We start from the raw sequence: 15816 nt of genomic DNA, 5'->3' as shown, positions 1-15816 counted from the left end.
CCATTCTCACGCTTCCCTCTCGCCCCTATTGCACTGCGGATCGCAGCAGACGCAAAGCCGCGATTTGTTCGACATCGTCGAGGCTGGCGAACCCTATTCGGAGGCCCTTGGGCGCGCTTTCGCGCTGCCGATAGGATTGCGACGGCGCGAACAACAGCCCCGCCGCGGAAGCGCGTTCCTCCAGCTTTTCAATGTCGGTGCGAAAGCGGAGCCAGAAGGCGAGGCCGCCGTCCGGCGAGCGATATTGGACCAGATCGCCGAACAGGTCTGCGAGATTGCGTGCAAAATGGTTGCGTCGTTCCGCGTATATTTGCCGACAGTTGCGGACATGTCGCTGCAATTCGCCTTTGGCAATGAGATGCGCGACGGCCTCTTCCTCGAGCGCGTTTCCCATACCGTCGGTCAGTGACACATGATGGGCGACGGCATCGATTACCGGCCGCGGCGCCACCGCGAAGCCCAGCCGGAGTGTCGGAAGCAGAAGCTTGGACATTGAACCCACGTAGATGACCTGTGCGGGAGCATAGGACGCGATCGGCAGGTGGGGCTGGGATTCGAAATGGAATTCATGATCATAATCGTCTTCGATGATCGCAAATCCGTGTTGCCGGGCAAGCTCGACAAGGCGTAGGCGCCGTTCGGGCCGCATGACGACGGTCGTTGGAAATTGGTGGTGCGGCGTGACGAACACCGCACGGACGCGGTGGAGCCGGCACGCCGCCGCAACATCTTCCACGTCGATTCCGTCTTCGTCGAGCGAGACCGCTATTACCTGAGCGCCGAGCGCACGCATTGCGGCGACTGCGGGCTCATAGGTGAGTTCCTCGACGATCACCGTGTCGCCGGGTCGCAAAAGCGTATGGCAGGCCAGATGGATCGCGTTCTGACTGCCGCGGGTGATGCAGATATTTTCCTCGCCAACATCCATGCCGCGTTTCGAGCGCAGCATGTCGGCGATCGCGCCACGCAAGCTGGCCGTGCCGCGCGGGTCGCGGTATTTGAAGCCATTGGCGCGGGCGAGGCGGTGCGCGGCCGAGCGGTAGCATTTCACGAGTAGATTATGACGGAAGAGGCGGCCGTCAGGTGTGCCCTCGTCGAGCCGGAGGCCGGGCCCCTCGGGGATCGAAAGCGCACGTGCCGGAGGCTCGGAATAGCTGTAACCGACATCGCCCGCCGGCTCGCCGCGCGGCACCGCCCCCGGCACGTACGGAAGCGTGGTGGCTACCATCGTACCACGCGTTCCAAGGCTGGTGAACCAACCCTGCGCGATCAGATGTTCATAGACGAGCACCACCGTCTTGCGGTTGAGATCGAGCACGGACGCCAGACTACGGCTGCTAGGCAGGTAACTGCCCGACGCCAGTCGGCCGTTCTCGATGTCATGGATGATTGCGTTGACGATCTGGAAATGGAGCGGTTCGCGCCGCGTGCGGTCGATGCGGTCGCGGAGGCCGACGTGCCAATTTTGCAGCATTGCTCCCCCCCCCCGCATGGTTTGCCTGAGAGTGCCACTATCCGATCGCCTGCCGGACCGCGAAAGCGATGCGATGGGTAAGATCGGCCAATATTGGGGAAGGGCTACCAAATGAAGCAAAACCCTTACCCGTCTTCAATGTCGCTTACCCCCAATACGGGTTCGATCCGCGCCGGGCTTGCTGTTCAATGTGTCGGGCGCATCGGCTCGCGCGGGAGCGGGTCGGCCATGCGCGCGAATTGATTTTCAAATACGACCTGCGAAGGTCCGACCTAGTCTCATCGGGAGTGAACATGTCGAAACCTGCCATCTCCGTCGCACTCGTCGCCGCCCTGGCGTTTTCCGCCAGCGGGGAAGCTGGAGCCAAAGAGAGTGTCTTGGCGGACCTGATCCTGACCAATGCGCGGGTCTATACGGTCGAAGACAAGCAACCCTGGGCCGAGGCGGTGGCGATCAAGGACGGCAAGATCGTCGCGGTCGGCAGCGCCGCCGTGGTCGGCAAGCTGCGCGGCACGGCGACGCGGACCGTCGACCTAGGCGGCAAGCTGGTGCTTCCTGCTTTCGGCGACGCGCATGTCCACCCGTTGTTCGGGGCGCTAAGCCGTTCGCGCTGCCCGTTGCAGGACGGCAAGACGATCGAGGATTATCAGGTGCTGATCGCTAAATGCGTCGCGGCGGTGCCGGGCGACGGGGCGGTCTATGGCATCGGCTGGAGCGATGCGCTGTTTCCCCCGAGCGGCATTCCGCGCAAGGAATTGCTCGACGAGGTTTCGACGACACGGCCGCTCATCTTCGAATCCACCGGCGGACATACCTATTGGCTAAACTCCAGGGCGCTTGAGGTCGCGAAGATCACGCGCGATACCAAGGATCCGGCGCACGGCACGATCGACCGCGATCCCGCGACGGGCGAGCCGGTCGGCAGCCTGCAGGAAGCCGCAATGGATCTCGTCAAGCATATGATCCCCGCGCCTTCGGCCGCCGAAGTGCAGAATTCGATCCTGTACGTCGCCGACCATTTCAACAGCCTAGGCATCGTCAACTGGAACGATGCGGGCGTGGAATATGACGCCGACGGCGGCAGCGCGATGGTCGATGCCTATAAGGCGGTGCTCGATGCCGGGAAGTTGACGAGCCATGTCGCGGTGTCGCTGAAGTGGAAGAATGAAGAAGGCATGGAACAGTTGCCCGGCCTGCTCAAAGCCGCTGATCGGGCGAACGCCCTTGGCATTTCGACCCATATTGTCAAATTCTACGTCGACGGCGTGATCCCGCAAAAGACCGCGTTCATGCTGGCACCCTATGAGAATAGCGGCGATGACCGCGGTACGCCGCAGATCGCGCCCGATGTGCTGAAACAGGCGATCACCGCAGTCGATGCCAAGGGCATGCATGCTTTCCTGCATGCGATCGGCGACGGCGGGGTGCATATTTCGCTCGACGCGATCGAGGCGGCGCGCAAGGCGAATGGCGCGAAGCCTACCCATCATATGATAACCCATATGAACGTCGTCGACCCGGCCGACCAACCGCGCTTCGGCCAGCTTTCGACCTTTGCGCAATTCCAGCCGAGCTGGGCATCCTGGTATGACTATATGGACCTGACGGTCGCCGCGATCGGGCCGAAGCGCGCGCAATATATCTATCCCGCCGGCAGCATCGTCCGCGCCGGCGGTAAGCTGGCCTATGGCGCCGACTGGCCCGTCGGTGGCGCCAACCCGCTCGAAGGCATCGAGGTCGCGATGACGCGGCGCACCGTCGGCGATCCGAATGCCAAGCCTCTGCTGCCCGACGAAGGCGTCAGCATGAAAGACGCGATCGCCAGCCACACGATCAATGTCGCCTATGTCAACGGCTTCGACGATGTCACCGGATCGATCAAGGCGGGCAAAAGCGCCGATCTGGTCGTGCTCGACAAGGATATCTTCGAGCTGCCGGTCGATGAGATTTCAAAGACCAAGGTGCTGGTCACGCTGTTCGAGGGCAAACCGGTGTTTGGCGACTGGGGAGCCGCCATCCGATAATCAAGGCCAGCGCATCACCGCCCGCATCGTGGCGGTGATCGACCGGTGCGGCACCGTGACATGCGTCTCGCCGTCCAAAAGCAGGAACTCGCTACGCAGCCCGGCGCTCGATAGCGGGGCCAGGCGCGCCGCGAGTGCCGCGCTGTCCTGCGCGATCGATCCTTCGGTTTCAAATTCGCCCGCTATCAGCAACATGCGCGTGCGGCGCGCCGCCTTGCCGTCCTTTTCGGCGCGCGTGCGCCAGGCGGCTTCCTCGGTCAGGATCGCCTGATCGTCCCACCAGATCGACGGGCTCGCGGCGACGATCGTGTCGAAGGCGCCGGGGTGCGAATAGAAGAGGTGCAGCGCGAACAGCCCGCCGAGCGAATGGCCATAAAGCGACTGCCGCACGGGATGGACGGCATAGCGTTTCGCGATGGCGGGTTTGAGCTCGCCGAGCAGGAAGTCGCGAAAGGCATCGCGGCCGCCCGAGGGATATTTGGCATAGAGCTGCTTCAGCGCGGGCGACGTGACCGGCGCGGTGAAATCCTCCATCCGGCGCGGATCGTAAACCTGATCGCCGGGGTGGCCGATGCCGACGACGATCATCTTGTCGAGATCGCGCCCGCCGAAACCCTGAATGCGCCGCGCTTCGGCAAAGCCCGCGAACATCGCATTGCCGTCGAGGATATACAGGACGGGGAAACCGCCCTCGGGCGCTTCGCCGCTGGGGCGCGACACGAAGATGCGATAGGTCCGCCCCGCCGCCGATGTCATATCCCATGTTTCGGTTTCGGGCATCGCGTAAGTCGCCGCGACGGGCAGCTCGGCGGCGATCGTCGGCACCGGCGCGCCGAGAGCCAAGGCCAAGCTCGCGGCGAGGAACTTCACACCGCAGCCTTCCGGCGAAGACGCGACACGGCGAGATAGGCGCCCGCTGCAAGGATCGTTGCGTCGAGCGCGGGCACCGTGGTCAGCGTCCAGCCGAACTGCATCGCGGGCAGGGTGACGGCCAGGCTGCCGATCCAGACCCCTATCGCTTTCCATCTAACCGGGACGGTCGCAACATCGTCCTGATCGCGGAAGGCCATGAAGCCATCGATCACATAGATCGCTGCGATCGGCGGGATGATCAGGCCGAGCGCGATCAGAAAGGGGACGAAGCTGTTGATGATGCCGAGCAGCGCGAACAGGCATCCGATCGCGCCGCCGATGACGATGATCGCGACCGGCTTCAACCGCGGAAAGGTCGCGGCCATCGACAGGCCGGCCGAATAGAGGTTGAGCGCGTTGATCGTCCACACCGACAGCACCAGCATCGCGAGTGCCGGAAGGCCGAAGCCCATCGCGACGACGAGCTTCATGATATCGGTCAGCCCCGTTGCCAGTGCGATCAGCGCCGACACCAGCATGATGATCGGCGCGCAAAAGGGGAAAGAGAGCAGCATCGCCGACACCGCGCCGCGTTCGGTGCGAATGAAGCGCGACAGATCGGGCATCGCCGCGACGGCCAACAGATTGCCGCCAACGAGCGACGAAAGCGCGATGCCGAAGCTCATCGGCACCGGTGGCGCCGCGACCGGGCCGAGGTCGGGGGAAGGGTTGGTACCGAACGCCGATATGCAGACCGCGATCAGGATCACCCCGACAAAGGGCACCGCGACCATCGCCAGCCGATCGAGGGTGCGAAAGCCCCAGATCGTCGAGAGGGTGATGATGATGCTGCCGATGACGACGAAGAGGTTGAAATTCCCTGGAATCCCATAGCCCTGCTGCGAGGCGGCAACCATGGCGTCGCCGAAGAAGGATACATTTACCCCGAACCAGCAGAAATGGACGATCGCGATGACGATGTTGACCAGCGCTGCGCCCCACAGGCCGAACGAGCGCTGGACGAGGGTGTAGGTGGTGAGCCGGGTGCGGACGCTGACCACCGCGGTCAGGCAGGCGCCGACGCAAAGGATCAGGCCCGCGCCCAAGGCTGCAAGAACCGCCTGATTCAGTCCGAGCGCGAGGCCCGCCTGCGCATTGTTGAGGAAGCCGGGAAGGGAGAAGGTAAAGCTCGCGATGATCAGCGCGACGCGCCAGCCGGGAATGGTCAGCTCTTCGGGCAGCCGCCCGCTTGCATAATTCCCACCCGCGTTTGCGCTCATGCCGTCTCCGTCTCGTTCAGCGATTCCACCGGTACATAGTCGAACCCCATACCGAAGGCGCGCGGCCCGACAAAGGAAAGCGCCCGGACATCGCGCAATATGTCCGGCGCGGCGGCGGCGATCACTTTGACCCGCTGGCCATATTTCAATTTCTCTGTCGTGATCGTGTCGGCGGTGTCGCGGTCCATCACGGTGATGATATCGGGGACCATCGCAAGGATTTTGCCGCCGCTTGTCGCCACCAGATTCTCGTTCTGAAACTCGATCGCCATCTGGCCGCTGTCGCCGAAGCCATCGATCGTCACCTTGCCGACCGAAAAGCCGCCGCGGGTTTCGCGTTCGAGATCGACGATCTTGCCGTCGAAAAGGGTGAGGCAATGCGGATAGAGGCCCGTCGCCTCTAGCGCTGCGCCCAGCGCTTCAAAGGCGTCGTTGCCGCTCGCGCGTGCTTCACGGACCGCGCGACCGACCGCAATCGCCGCGCTGACGCTGCCGGGCACCGCATGCGCTTTGGCGTCGGCGCCGCTCAGCGGATATTCGACCATATGCGCGATGCCGCCGAGCGACACTGCCAGCGCGCGCGCGATGCGCTCGTGCGTGACATTGTCCTCGGTCTCGATGACGCTCAGCGAGCCATCGGCAGCGGTCAGCACAGAGGGGCAGGCAGACAGACCGCGGATGTTGAAGATCGCCATCTGCGATTCGGGAAACGCGCGGCCCATGCCGTCGCAATCGACCACCGGGATGCCGAGTTCGGCCGCCGCAATGAACGGAGCAAGACCGTTGCCGCCGCCGATTTCGATCGGCAGCACGGCGTCGATGCGCTTGCCCATGATTTCCTCAAGCCGCCGCAATCCGGAAACCGCTTCGTTGCCATTCGGCAATTTTTCGACCGATACTGTGGGGGCACCGATCCATCCGCAGGGCGCGAGCAGGGCGTCATCGGCGACATCGGCGAGCGACACGACCTCGAACCGTCCGCAGCGAGCGAGCGCCGCTTCGGCAAGCAGCAGGCTGTAATAGGGATCGCCGCCGCCGCCCGACCCCAGAAAGGCGGCGCCGCTCGCCAGGTCCGCCAGCACGGCGGCATCGTCAAGGAACATGGCGGGGCTCCGCCAGAGTGGCGGAGGTCAGGCTGGCGGCATCGGCCAGGCTGCCGACCGCCTTCATGCGCAGCTGTGCCGACCGGCCCGGCAGATAGGAAAGAAACACCTCGTCCATGTCGACAATCTCTGCTGTTTCGCGCGTGGCCCCGGCGGCAACGACGCGCGCCAGAAGCGTTTCGCGCATCTCTTCGAGCGCGGCGGCGCGGGGTTGCGCGTCATAATCGATGATGCGATCGGTCTGCGCACCGACCTGCGCGATCGCCGCGCCGACGGCGTTGGCGACCGACGCATAGTCGGGCCGCACCACATTCGCCGCGCCTTTCAGATCGTCGTCGATCAGAAAATGGCCGCCGCCGACCGCAATGATCGTGACGTCACCCGACTGGGTCTTCATGCGATCGATGCCGTCCGCCAGCATGTCCGCCATCCGGGTCAGGATGGCAACGCTAAGTGACGGGGCGAGAGCGGGTATCTTGTCGGGGTCACCGAAATGCGCCTTGCCCGCGGCAACCGCGATATCGCTGGTGGTCAGCGTCGATCCGCCGAACAGGCAGGCGTCCTGCGTCAGGCGGAATCCGACCGAGTCCGGGCCGATTGTCACGCTGTCGTCTGTGTCGCTCAGATGGATGCGCGTGCCGCCGCCCAGTCCGATCGCCAGAATGTCGGGCATGCGGAAATTGGTCCGCACTCCGCCGATGTCGACCGCGATCGACGATTCACGCGGGTAACCATTGGCGAGCACGCCGATGTCGCAGGTCGTGCCGCCGACATCCATGACGATGCCATTGTCGACCCCGGTCAGGAAGGCTGCGCCGCGCATGCTGTTCGTCGGGCCCGACCCGATGGTCAGCACCGGATAGCGCGCCGCCTCTGCTGCCGAGATCAACGTCCCGTCATTCTGCGAGATATAGAGCGGCGCGGTGATGCCGAGCGCGGCGAGCGCGCGTTCGAGCGAGGTCATCACATGCTGCGCCAGACTGGCCAGAGCCGCGTTCAGGATCGTGCCATTCTCACGCTCGATCAGGCCCAGCCGTCCGACATTGTGCGACAGGCTGACATGCGCATCGGGGTGGGCGTCGGCGATGATCGCGGCCGCCCATTCCTCCATCGCTGCGTTGATCGGGGCGAAAGCGCAGCTGACCGCGATGCTGCCAATCCCTTGTTCGCGGCAATCGCGCGCGGCGGCGCGCACCGCCGCTTCGTCGAGCGGCGAAATTTCGCGGCCATCGACTTCATAGCCGCCCGGCAGCAGGAAGGTCGCGCCGGCAATCCGCGTGGCGAGCGCTTCGGGCCAGCCGGTCATCGGGGGCAACGCTTCGCCCGAGGGGCTGGCGAGCCGGATGATGCCCACGCGGTCGAGGCGGTCGCGTTCGACCAGCGCGTTGGTAAAGTGGGTGGTGCCGATCATCACGGCGCCGACATTGCCGGCCAATACGCCGGCGTCCGCCAGGATCGCACCGATCGCCGCGGTCACGCCCGAGCTGACGTCGACGCTGGTCGGCTGCTTGGTCGATGCGACCACGCGTCCCCCGGCAATCAGGACCGCGTCGGTGTTGGTTCCTCCGACGTCGACACCAATGCGCACCCAATCATCCTCCCACAGCTTCTTGCCTGCCGATTACACTGGTGGGGTGGGGCAGGCGCAACGCGTAAAACGGGTGCCGGGAACCGCGAACGGGTAATGGTTTTACGGAAGACGGGTAAGTTATCTCAGGCGGTTGCAAGGCCTGTCATCGAACCGTAACCTCCATGACCGGAAACCGACTGCCACGCGTAAGAGGTTATGCCATGCAAGACCTGATTGCCGCCAAGTTCGATCCGCCCATGTGGATGGGCGACCAGATTCGCCGGGAGATATTACTCGGGCGACTGCAGGGCGTTCTCAGTCATCGACTGACACTTGTCCATGCGCCCGCGGGTTATGGCAAGACGAGCCTGTTGTCACAGTGGCGCGGCACGCTCGATGCAGCCACCACGCGCGTTGCCTGGCTGACGCTCGAGCGCGACGACCGCGATCTCAAGCGCTTCGTCAACTATCTGCTGCTGGCACTCCGGCGCGATCAGGCCGAGAGCGAGGCCAAGGCCGCGTCGAGCGACCTACCCCCGCGCGCGGCCCTGTCGGCGATGATCAACGAGATCGGCGACAGCGGGGTGCCCGTGGTGCTGATCCTCGACGATCTCCACCATGCGTTCAGCGAGGCCGTCGGCCAGTTCCTCGAAACGCTGGTGCGTCTGGCGCCGGCGAACTGCCATTTCCTCTTCGCCTCGCGGGACTATCCCTGGGTTGGCCAGTCGATCCTCGCGGCCGAGGAGCAATTGCTGGAAATCGGCCCGGCCGACCTGCGTTTTTCGGTGCTCGAAACCGAGTGCCTGCTGACGCGCACCGATCGTCCGCTTGAAACGCTCGACATCGACACCTTGCTCGACCGCACAGAAGGCTGGCCGATCGCGGTTCAACTCGCCTCGCTGTCGATCAAGCGCGGGATGGAGGCTGAGCGGGTCATCGACGAATATTGCGGTACCAGTAGCGATCTGGCGCGCTATCTGTCCGAACAGGTGTTGATGACGCTGCCGCAGGAAACGCGCGACATCGTGGCGCGCACGGCGCTCGTTGACCGCTTGACGGGCGAGATGGTCGACCTGCTCTGCGACCGGCAAGATGGTTGGATGGTGCTCGAACGGCTGGAACAGCAAGGTGTTTTTCTGTCGCCGGTCAGCTGGGAGCGGCGCGAATATCGCTATCACCAGCTGTTTGCCGAATATCTGCGCGATCGGTTCGAACGGTCGGACCGTGCCCAGTTCGCGGCGGTGCAACGGCGCATCGCAAGCTGGCTCGCCGAACGCGGGCAGGTTGCCGAGGCGATCGATCACGCCATCCTGTCGGGCGACGACATGCTGGTCGCGTCGATCCTGGAGGATGCCGGTGGTTGGCGGCTGATCCCGCAAGGGTTGCAGGGTGTCGTGGTGCGCGGGCTTGCGAAACTGCCCGTCCCGATGATCCGGTCGCGGCCGCGGCTCGCGCTCGCGCAGGTCTATCTGCAGATCAAGCTTGGTGAGCTTGGGTCCGCCCGCGCCGAGTTCGACCTTTTCTTCGCGGAGGTGGGCGAGGCCGATCTCTCGGTCGATCTCAAGACCGAGGTCCGCGTCGTCGGCGACACACTCACGGACTATGAAAATCAGCCGGTGACCTTCGATGACCTGCTCTCGCGCGAGGCACTGCTGCGCAAGCTGCCCGCGAACGATCATCTGGTACTCGCGAACATTAGCGAGACGCTCGGCGCGAAATATCTGGAGGGCGGTTGGCTCGAGCGCGCGCTGCAGCCGACGCTTACCGCGCGCGATCATTATCTCGCGATCGGATCGGTCTATAGTGACCTGTTCACTCGCTTCCTTGAGTCGCGCATCAAGCGGGCGCAGGGTCGGTCGCGGGAGGCCGAGGCGATCCTGCGGACGGCGTGTGCCAATATCACGGATAATTACGGCGACCGCTCAGACCTCGCGGCGAATTGCGCTGCCTTCAAGGCCGAACTCCTGTTCGAGCAGGATATGGTCGCCGAGGCGCGCGAGCTTCTGGCATGGGCCTTGCCGCACATGGAACAGTCGGACGGCTGGGTCGATGTCTATGCTGCCGCCTATTTCACCGAGGCGCGGGCGCTTGCCGGCGAAGGGGCGTTCGAAGAGGCTTGTGACGTCATCGCCCGGGCGCGCCGCGTCGCGGCGCGGCGCCGGCTGCGTCAACTTGAGATGCTCGCCGATATCTGCAGCATCGAGCTCCAGATTTCGCAAGGGGCGCCGACGCACGCCGTACTCGCCGCGGCCGCCGTCGTCGGACTCGACCCGATGGCGGACATGATGCACGAGGAATCGCCAACATATCGGCCAGTCGCGGTCGCCGCGAGCCTGTGCCGGACGCGGCTGCGCCTGCTGGTGGGCGAGGTAGACCTCGCGCTTGAGGAATTGCAGAAATTGCGCGACTGGGCCGAGCAACGCGGCGCGGGCCGGCTGTTGATCGACGTCAACATCCTCGCCGCCGCCGGATTGCGCAAGAAGGGCGAGCTGGAACGGTCGCGCTCCTGCTTCGATGAAGCGGTGGGCATCGCGATGTTCCAGAATATCGTCCGTCCCTTCGTCGAGGCGCGGCAGTTCGTCCAGGCGTGCCTCGACGATTCGCTGGATGCAGACGCGCAGGTGGATCGTTTCCGGGCGCAGTTCATGAAGTCGCTCGCGAAATCGCTCGCCGTCTATCGCAACAATGTCACCGTGCTCGGCGTGTTCAGCGAGGCCGAGGCCGAAGTGCTCCTCTATCTGAGCCAGGGCCATTCCAACAAGGAAATTGCCCGGCTGATCGGCATGTCGCCTGACACGGTGAAATATCGGTTGAAGTCGGTTTTCCGCAAGATCGGCGTCAGCAAGCGCCGCGATGCGGTGCGCATTTCCGCCGAAAGAGGGCTCATCCCGGCCGGGATGCAATAGCCGAACCACAGCAGGTTTTTTTGCCCGGCTGCCCCTGTCTTGCGGTCGGTTACCCGTTCGTCCGCTTGACTTTAGTCTCTATATAGGGACATTTATGTCCAATATTAGAAACTGAAGAGGGTAAGGGTGATGGGCGAATTTCGATATGGTCGCTTGTTCATCGGTGGCGAATGGGTCGCACCAATCGATGGCGGCGTGCGGCCGAGCATCGATCCGTCGACCGGCGAGCCTTGGGGCGACGTCGCCTATGGCGGGCGCGCCGACATCGACCGCGCGGTTGCCGCGGCAAAGACGGCGTTCGAGGGACCTTGGCGGAAGATGCCGCCGTGGGAGCGCGCCGCGCTGCTCCGCAAATTCGCCGATCTTCACGCCACTTATGTCGATGCGCTGGCCGAGGTCGAGACGCGCGACAATGGCCGCGCGGTGCGCGAATCGCGCGGCGACATCGGCCTGCACGCGCAATATTATCACTGGTTCGCCTCGCTCGCCGACAAGCTGGGCGGGCGGACGATCCCGATGGACGACAGCGTCCACGCCTTCACCACCCGCCATCCGGTGGGCGTTGTCGGGGCGATCACGCCGTGGAATGTGCCGATGATGGCGGCGGCATGGAAACTCGGCCCGGCGCTCGCCGCGGGCTGCACCGTGGTGTTGAAACCCGCCGAGCAGACGCCGGCTTCATCGCTCGCGCTCGCGCATCTGTTCGAGGAAGCGGGCTTCCCGCCCGGCGTCGTCAATGTCGTGCCGGGGGACGGTCCGGTGGCGGGCGCGGCACTGGTCGAACATCCCGATGTCGCCAAGATCAGCTTCACGGGTGAAGGCACCACCGCCAAGACGATCCTGAAGGCGGGCGCCGACACGCTGACGCGCTGTACCTTCGAACTCGGCGGCAAGGCGCCGCACATCATTTTCGCCGACGCCGATATCGACAATGCACTCAATGCCGCGACCGGATCAGCTTGGGCGCTGTGCGGGCAAAGCTGCGCGCTCGGCAGCCGCGTGCTCGTCGAGCGACCAGTCTATGACCGCGTCATCGAGGCGTTCCGCGAGAGGGCAGGGCGGGTGCGCGTCGGTTTGCCGCTCGACCCCGCGACGCACATGGGGCCGCAGGCGCACCGCGAACAACTCGACAAAACGTTATCCTACGTCGCGATCGGGCAAGCCGAGGGCGCCGAACTGGTGGCCGGCGGCAATCGTATCGAGCGTGACGGCCTTTCAAACGGATTTTTCGTCGAGCCGACGGTCTTTGCGGGCGTGTCCGGCGACATGCGCATCGCGCAGGAGGAAATCTTCGGCCCGGTCGCGGCGCTGATCCCCTTCGACGGCGAGGAGGAAGCAATCGCGATCGCCAACTCGACGCCCTACGGCCTCGCCGCCGGTTTGTGGTCGGGCGACACCGGCCGCGCGCATCGCGTTGCCGCGCGGATCGAGGCGGGCATGGTGTGGGTCAACACCTATCGCTACATCCGCTGGTCGACCCCCTATGGCGGGGTGAAGGCCAGCGGCTGGGGCCGCGAGAATGGCATCGAGGGGCTCGACCCCTTCCTCGAAACCAAGACTACCATCGTATCGACGACGGGGCGGTTCCCCGACCCCTTCGCGGCTTAAGGAGAGTAATATGCGTCTGGAAGGCAAGCTTGCCGCTGTCACCGCCGCCGCGTCGGGCATGGGCCGCGCGGGCGTCGAACGTTTCGTGCGCGAAGGTGCGCGCGTCGCCGCGATCGATATCAGTGCCGAAGCGCTCGATGCGCTCGTCGCGGAATTCGGTGCCGACAAGGTCGTGCCGATTACGGCCGATCTGATCGATCCCGAGGGTGCGAGGGACAGCATCGATCAGGCTGCAGCGGCGCTTGGTGGGCTCGACATCCTGTGGGCGCATGCCGGCATGCCCGGTCCCGCTTCGGTCGAAGATCTTGATCTCGCGGCGTATGACAGGGCGATCGCGCTCAATGTGACCTCGGCAGCGCTGGGGGCTGGGAAGGCCGCGCCGCATATGCGGCTCCGCGGCGGCGGGTCGATTCTGTTCACCGCCTCGGTCTCGGGGCTGGTGGGCTCGATGATGAGCCCGATTTATTCGGCCGCAAAATGGGGAGTCGTTGGCCTGACAAAGAGCCTTGCGCTGGCACTTGCCGCCGACAAGATCCGCGTCAATGTCGTTTGCCCCGGGCTCGCGGACACGCCGATGAAAGTGGGGTTCACCGGGCGCAGCGGCGATCCGGCCGAGGCGGCGGCGAACGAGGCGAAGCTGATGGCGAATGTGCCGATGGGCCGCCTCGTCCAGGCGGGCGAGGTAGGCGACGCGGCGTTATGGCTGGTGTCGGACGAGGCGAGTTTCGTGACCGGTGTCGCGCTGCCGGTCGACGGCGGCTTCACGGCGCGCTGACGGTGATCGGCGACAAGGAAATGCTGACGGCTTTTCCGGGCGCCTCACTTCGGCCATATGGAATGTCACGACCCTTTTCAGGCGAACAACATCATGATCGTGCGGCAGGCCGCGAACGTCCTCGAAATCCTCGAATATTTCGCGAAACGGTTGCGTCCCGCGACCGCCGCCGAAATGGCCGAGGATCTGGGCTGGCCGCGTTCGAGCACCTTCAAGCTCGTCGCGACTCTCGCCTCGAAGGGTTATCTCTACGAACCACGCGGGCGCGGCTGCTATTATCCCAGCCCGCGCTGGTTGGTGCTGGCGGAGGCGGTGACGCAGGCCCAGCCGCTGCCCGAAAAGATCCAGCGGCTGGCGCGCGATGTGATGCACGCGACGGGGGAGACGGTGGCAATCGCCGCGCCTGCCGGCATATATGCGACCTTCGTCGACGTCGTCGAATCGCCGCAGCCGGTGCGCTATTTCGCGCAGGTCGGCGACCGGGTGCCGATCCACGCGACGTCGGCAGGACGCGCGCTGCTGGTACAGATGCCACGCGAAGAGCGCGAGCGGCTGTATCGCAAGATCGACTTCGTTCGGTATTCGCGGACGACGCCTCCGAACGCGGCAGCGGTAGAGATTCGGCTCGACGAGGCGGCGGAGATGGGCTGGCATCAGAGCAATATCGAGTTCACGCCCGACCTCGCCGGCATCGCACTGCCGCTGCCCGGCGGCGACCGATTGCTGTCGGTCGTCGTGGTCGGGCCGGTGTCGCGCTGCCTCGAGCGGCGGCCCGAGATGGCGGCGACCACCGCCAAGCATCTGTCCAAGCTGAAGTAAGGCGGGTTCAAAACGACAATGGACCCGGGGCGGCCGTATGGCACGCCGCCGGAGGGAGAGTCATGACATGAACGATGATCCAAGAGCCGTGATCGCGGCGGCGCCGATGCGCACCCTCCAGATCGTGGTCGTCGTGCTTTGCATTGCCCTGAACGCGCTCGACGGGTTCGACGTGCTGGCGATCAGCTTTGCTGCACCGGGAATTGCGGACGAATGGGGGGTCGACAAGGCGACGCTCGGCATTGTGCTGTCGATGGAACTGCTCGGCATGGCGGCGGGATCGGTACTGATCGGCAACGTCGCCGACCGCATCGGACGGCGCCCGACGATCCTGTCCTGCCTCGTCGTGATGGCGATCGGCATGTTCGCCGCGACGCATGCCGATGGCGTGACGACGCTATCGGTGATCCGGTTTCTGACGGGCATCGGCATCGGTGGCATGCTGTCGTCGACCAGTGCGATGGTCGCCGAATTTTCGAGCGACAAGCGGCGAGGGCTGAATGTGGCGCTGAACATCGCCGGCTATTCGACCGGGGCGATCTTGGGCGGGCTGCTCGCGTCGAAATTGCTGGCGGAGACGGGTGACTGGCGATCGGTCTTCATGCTCGGCGCAGTCGCGTCGGCCGCGATGATCCCGCTCGCCTTTTTCTTCCTGCCCGAATCGATCGAGTCGCTGATCGCGCGGCGTCCGGCGGGGGCGTTCGATCGGGTGAATGCCACGCTTGTCCGTATCGGCCACGCACCGGTCGAGTCGTTGCCGCCGCCGCCCGAACAAGCGCTGAAGCCGTCGATTGCCTCGCTGTTCGGCCCCAGCTTGGCGCGTATCACGATCCTTCTGACCATCGCTTATTTCGCGCAGATCCTGTTCTTCTATTACATCCAGAAATGGGTGCCAAAGATCGTCGTGGACATGGGCTTCGACGCGTCGCAGGCGGGCGGCGTGCTCGTCGCAGCGAATGCCGGCAATCTCGCGGGGGCGGTGATCATCGGGCTCGCCAGCCAACGCTTCAACCTGCGCCCGCTCGTCGCCGGCGCAATGCTGGCAGGCTTTGTCGCGATCGCGCTGTTCGGCATGGCGGGTGCGGACCTGACGCGGCTGTCGATCACGGTCGCGATCGCCGCCTTCTTCATCAATGCCGGGGTCGTCGGCATGTATCCCTTGCTTGCACATGCCTATCCTGCCGCGCTCCGGGCGAGCGGTACCGGCTTTGTCATCGGGATCGGTCGCGGCGGATCGGCGTTGGGGCCGGTCGTCGCGGGCGCATTGTTTGCCAGCGGCGGAAGCTTGCTTCTCGTGTCGCTGGTGATGGGGCTGGGCGGTCTGCTCGCCGCGGCGATGATCCTGTTGCTGCCGCGCGAGAGTTCGGCCAGCATCGGTTAACGGACGAATTTGGGGTAGGCGATG

11 protein-coding genes are annotated in these 15816 nt (G+C 64.7%); 6 read left to right on the top strand and 5 right to left on the bottom strand.

From position 1 onward, the window contains the following. Positions 1-25: 25 nt before the first annotated feature. The gene (locus ACREBX_RS15455; RefSeq protein ID WP_431562635.1) at positions 26-1474 is read right to left on the bottom strand and encodes a PLP-dependent aminotransferase family protein; all 1449 of its coding nucleotides are present in this window, start codon (positions 1472-1474) and stop codon (positions 26-28) included. Positions 1475-1851: 377 nt separating this feature from the next. Here ACREBX_RS15455 and ACREBX_RS15450 point away from each other — a divergent pair, with 377 nt between their 5' ends. Further along, on the top strand, positions 1852-3498 hold the full coding sequence (locus ACREBX_RS15450; RefSeq protein WP_431562634.1) for an amidohydrolase: 1647 nt from the start codon (positions 1852-1854) through the stop codon (positions 3496-3498). On the opposite strand, the gene ACREBX_RS15445 is transcribed toward ACREBX_RS15450, so the two are convergent. From ACREBX_RS15445 to ACREBX_RS15430, 4 genes are read right to left on the bottom strand one after another with little or no spacing between them, the layout of a single operon-like run. Continuing rightward, positions 3499-4368, bottom strand: a complete 870-nt coding sequence (locus tag ACREBX_RS15445) for an alpha/beta hydrolase (protein WP_431562633.1) — start codon at positions 4366-4368, stop codon at positions 3499-3501. It abuts the gene before it with no gap. Next, positions 4365-5630 carry a purine-cytosine permease family protein gene (locus tag ACREBX_RS15440; RefSeq protein WP_431562632.1) on the bottom strand — a complete coding sequence of 422 codons (1266 nt, stop codon included), beginning with the start codon at positions 5628-5630 and terminating at the stop codon, positions 4365-4367. The genes ACREBX_RS15445 and ACREBX_RS15440 overlap by 4 nt, the downstream gene beginning before the upstream one ends. Then, positions 5627-6733: a DUF917 domain-containing protein gene (locus ACREBX_RS15435; RefSeq protein WP_431562631.1), complete on the bottom strand. Its 1107-nt coding sequence runs from the start codon at positions 6731-6733 to the stop codon at positions 5627-5629. Before ACREBX_RS15435 ends, ACREBX_RS15440 begins: the two co-directional genes overlap by 4 nt. Next, entirely contained in the window at positions 6723-8321 is a 1599-nt protein-coding gene (locus tag ACREBX_RS15430) for a hydantoinase/oxoprolinase N-terminal domain-containing protein (protein WP_431562630.1), read from the bottom strand. Before ACREBX_RS15430 ends, ACREBX_RS15435 begins: the two co-directional genes overlap by 11 nt. 203 nt (positions 8322-8524) lie before the next feature. On the opposite strand from ACREBX_RS15430, the gene ACREBX_RS15425 reads away from it, so the two are divergent. The 5 genes from ACREBX_RS15425 to ACREBX_RS15405 all read left to right on the top strand — a co-directional run bounded on the left by ACREBX_RS15425 (position 8525) and on the right by ACREBX_RS15405 (position 15792). Beyond that, positions 8525-11209, top strand: a complete 2685-nt coding sequence (locus ACREBX_RS15425; RefSeq protein ID WP_431562629.1) for a LuxR C-terminal-related transcriptional regulator — start codon at positions 8525-8527, stop codon at positions 11207-11209. A gap of 129 nt (positions 11210-11338) precedes the next feature. After that, positions 11339-12817, top strand: coding sequence for an aldehyde dehydrogenase (locus tag ACREBX_RS15420; RefSeq protein ID WP_431562628.1), 1479 nt, complete (start codon positions 11339-11341; stop codon positions 12815-12817). Positions 12818-12827: 10 nt separating this feature from the next. Further along, positions 12828-13592 carry an SDR family NAD(P)-dependent oxidoreductase gene (locus tag ACREBX_RS15415; protein ID WP_431562627.1) on the top strand — a complete coding sequence of 255 codons (765 nt, stop codon included), beginning with the start codon at positions 12828-12830 and terminating at the stop codon, positions 13590-13592. A 93-nt stretch (positions 13593-13685) separates the two neighbouring features. After that, complete coding sequence (locus ACREBX_RS15410) at positions 13686-14411, top strand: IclR family transcriptional regulator (RefSeq protein ID WP_431562626.1); 726 nt, start codon at positions 13686-13688, stop codon at positions 14409-14411. A 67-nt stretch (positions 14412-14478) separates the two neighbouring features. Further along, a complete protein-coding gene (locus ACREBX_RS15405) occupies positions 14479-15792 on the top strand; it encodes an MFS transporter (RefSeq protein WP_431562625.1) in 1314 nt (437 codons plus the stop codon). Positions 15793-15816: the final 24 nt, after the last annotated feature.

The organism is Sphingopyxis sp. (genome assembly GCF_050725655.1).
Taxonomy (GTDB): Bacteria; Pseudomonadota; Alphaproteobacteria; order Sphingomonadales; family Sphingomonadaceae; genus Sphingopyxis.
Note: the sequence above shows the minus strand (reverse complement) of the source record. Positions and strands in the feature narration are given on the sequence as shown.

Bases quoted from the DNA above. Each gene is read 5' to 3' on its own strand.
- ACREBX_RS15455 (WP_431562635.1), bottom strand. From the start codon at position 1,474: ATGCTGCAAAATTGGCACGTCGGCCTCCGCGACCGCATCGACCGCACG.
- ACREBX_RS15440 (WP_431562632.1), bottom strand. From the start codon at position 5,630: ATGAGCGCAAACGCGGGTGGGAATTATGCAAGCGGGCGGCTGCCCGAA.
- ACREBX_RS15435 (WP_431562631.1), bottom strand. From the start codon at position 6,733: ATGTTCCTTGACGATGCCGCCGTGCTGGCGGACCTGGCGAGCGGCGCC.
- ACREBX_RS15425 (WP_431562629.1), top strand. From the start codon at position 8,525: ATGCAAGACCTGATTGCCGCCAAGTTCGATCCGCCCATGTGGATGGGC.
- ACREBX_RS15420 (WP_431562628.1), top strand. From the start codon at position 11,339: ATGGGCGAATTTCGATATGGTCGCTTGTTCATCGGTGGCGAATGGGTC.
- ACREBX_RS15415 (WP_431562627.1), top strand. From the start codon at position 12,828: ATGCGTCTGGAAGGCAAGCTTGCCGCTGTCACCGCCGCCGCGTCGGGC.
- ACREBX_RS15410 (WP_431562626.1), top strand. From the start codon at position 13,686: ATGATCGTGCGGCAGGCCGCGAACGTCCTCGAAATCCTCGAATATTTC.
- ACREBX_RS15405 (WP_431562625.1), top strand. From the start codon at position 14,479: ATGAACGATGATCCAAGAGCCGTGATCGCGGCGGCGCCGATGCGCACC.